A 2496-nucleotide genomic window follows, 5' to 3' on the forward strand; every position below is an offset into this window, starting at 1 on the left:
GATCTGCCCAGCGGAGTCCAGCTGTCGTTCTTCGGCAGCTTCGTCCTCGGGACCCCGGACTTCCCGCTCGCGGATGTCCCGGTGGCCGAGCTCGCACTTGATCTCCGGACCGTTCCACTCGGGTCTGGTCGTGGTGTTCCTGGGAGCCGCGTTTATGATGCTGATCGGCGCGGTGGCCTCCTGGTTCGCCGGTAGCCCCAAAGTTGCGGACGAGGCTGCCGAGCTCCGCGAGGCCGCCCGCGAGGGAATCTGAAACCGGAGGAGATGACCCTGCCCGAGCCGACGAGCGTCGCCGACCCCGACCAGCTCACCGAGGCCGCCGACCTGTACCACACCATCGGCCGCCTGCTGCGCCTGTTGCGTCACTCCGGTGACCTCGGGGCGTTGAGCCCCGGCGCGGCGTCGGCGCTGGCTTCGCTCGCCCGCTCGGGGCCGCTGCGGCTGGGCGACTTGGCGAACATCGAGCGGGTGAGCGCTCCGACCATGTCCCGCATGGTGACCGGGCTGGAGAAGGCGGGGTACCTGACCCGGGGTGCGGATCCCGAGGACGGTCGAGCGCAACTTCTCACCGCCACCCCGGCGGCCCACAACTTGGTCACCGGGCTCACCTCGGCCCGCATCCAACGCTTCGCCGCCGCAATGGAACACCTGTCGCCCGCGCAACGCGAAGCGGTTCAGTCGGGGCTCGACACGCTGATCGACGCTCTCGACGTATAGGTCTCTCGAAGGGTCCGGAGTACTCAGCGCGGAATTTTGCCCGATTCCCCGCTCTGAGTACTCCGGACCCTTGTTTTCCCTCTATGAGTGAGTGTACGGTCACTCATGTTGAGTGATTGGCCAGTCACACACTCTTGTATGTACCGCACTCACGAAGGTTGAAAACGATGATCTACCACGGCAATCGCTTCACCATCAAGCCTGGAGTCTCCGCCGAGCGGCTCGAAGAAGCGCTGGAAAGCTTGCGCAACCAGGGGCGCCAAATCCCGTCGGTGCGGCACTTCATCGTCGGCCCCGACCACGGCGGCGAATACGACTACGGCGCAACCTATGTCATCGACGACCTCGACGGCTACTGGGAATACCTCATCCACCCCGCCCACCTCCACACCGACCACATCGGCCTCCCCCTCGTCGACAAATTCGTCTCCTTCGACATCACCGACGACCCCGACCCCGAGCTGGGCGCCAAGATCGCCGCCCTCCACCAACGCCGCTACGACTCCTATCCCGAAGTCACCCAACTGGTCTCCGATCTCGGCGAATACCACGGCAGCGCGGCCCCGGGAAAGCACGGCAACCACTGACCCCGGGTCACCGTGAACCCATATCGGCCGGGCTGTCGGGCGGGATGAGCCAGCGGGCGTAGGTGTGTTCGGGGCTGACGGTGATGACATCGGCCCGCTCGATGAGATCGCCTGGCAGCAGCCCGTTCTCGAAGTGTTCGAGGCCCGGAACGATGACCGCGTCGACACCCAAATTCCCGACCATCACCCGCAGCCGATACACCGGCCGATCCGTCTCCACCCCGAACACCGCAATCTTCCGCAAGTCATACCCCAGCCGCTCGGCCACCTTCCGAATCCGCACCTCATCCCACTGCCGCCGCGCCCCCGACACATCCCGCCGGAGATAGCCGATCGCTCCCGGGTTCATCCGATTCCCCTCTCGCTGCACGGAAGGTTCGACGCCTATCCGCGGTGTGCCGTATACGTCGAGCCCGACGGAATATCCTCGAATCGACGCTACGGCTGCCGGGCATTCGCGGGCCGGATACGGTGTTGACAAGGTGTTTTCAATCGGCGAGGGACGAATGGAACTTGGGTCGATGTTGCGAGCCGCCCGCGAAGCCGCGGGAATCGGGTTGCGCGACATGGCACGCCGAACACACTTCACGGCCTCGTATCTGAGTTTGATCGAGACCGGTCGGCGGGCGGTTACCGCTGACGTCGTAGCGGCTTATGAGCGCACCCTGGGCCGGGCGGCGCTCGTAGGCGGCGACGCACCCGACGAGGCGCTGGTCGTACTCGAATGGATGCGGCGCGTGACCGGATCGGATATCGGCGGCGGTAGCCTCGAGCGATTGGAGTCGGCGGTCGACGATCTGGCGGCGGCCTATCCGACGATGCGGCCGGAAAGGCTACTGGCCCAGATTGATCAGCACCTCGGCCTGGCCGCCCGGATGATGGATTCGAAGAAGACGCTGACGGAATACCGCCGGTTGGTGATCGCGGTGGGCTGGATGTCGCTGCTGGCGGGCACCTGCCAGATCGATCTGGGGCAACCGCGCGCCGCCTTCGCCCGGCTACGGCTGGCGCATGGCATCGCCGACGAAGCCGGTCATCCGGAGATCACGGCCTGGTGCCTGGAAACCACCGCGTGGAGCCACCTGATCGCCGGGAATTTCGCTGCGGCGGTGGAACTTTCGCGGGCGGCCCAGGCGGTCGCACCGCCCGAATCGTCGGCCTTCATCCAGGCGGTGGCACGAAAGCGACAGAG

The 2496-nt window shown here is 65.9% G+C and carries 4 protein-coding genes and 1 pseudogene; 4 read left to right on the forward strand and 1 reads right to left on the reverse strand.

Going from position 1 to position 2496, the window contains the following annotated elements; genetic code table 11:
* Positions 1–97: 97 nt before the first annotated feature.
* The 3 genes from ACWELQ_RS43645 to ACWELQ_RS43655 all read left to right on the forward strand — a co-directional run bounded on the left by ACWELQ_RS43645 (position 98) and on the right by ACWELQ_RS43655 (position 1304).
* Entirely contained in the window at positions 98–253 is a 156-nt protein-coding gene (locus tag ACWELQ_RS43645) for a hypothetical protein (RefSeq protein ID WP_452402847.1), read from the forward strand.
* 11 nt (positions 254–264) lie between these two features.
* Entirely contained in the window at positions 265–717 is a 453-nt protein-coding gene (locus ACWELQ_RS43650) for a MarR family winged helix-turn-helix transcriptional regulator (protein WP_452402844.1), read from the forward strand.
* Positions 718–884: 167 nt separating this feature from the next.
* Positions 885–1304: a Dabb family protein gene (locus tag ACWELQ_RS43655; RefSeq protein ID WP_452402845.1), complete on the forward strand. Its 420-nt coding sequence runs from the start codon at positions 885–887 to the stop codon at positions 1302–1304.
* A gap of 7 nt (positions 1305–1311) precedes the next feature.
* On the opposite strand, the gene ACWELQ_RS43660 is transcribed toward ACWELQ_RS43655, so the two are convergent.
* Positions 1312–1653 carry a hypothetical protein gene (locus tag ACWELQ_RS43660; RefSeq protein WP_452402846.1) on the reverse strand — a complete coding sequence of 114 codons (342 nt, stop codon included), beginning with the start codon at positions 1651–1653 and terminating at the stop codon, positions 1312–1314.
* 217 nt (positions 1654–1870) lie between these two features.
* On the opposite strand from ACWELQ_RS43660, the pseudogene ACWELQ_RS43665 reads away from it, so the two are divergent.
* A pseudogene (locus ACWELQ_RS43665) lies at positions 1871–2496 on the forward strand (XRE family transcriptional regulator); the annotation flags it as partial.

It is taken from the genome of Nocardia sp. NPDC004722 (assembly GCF_053601505.1).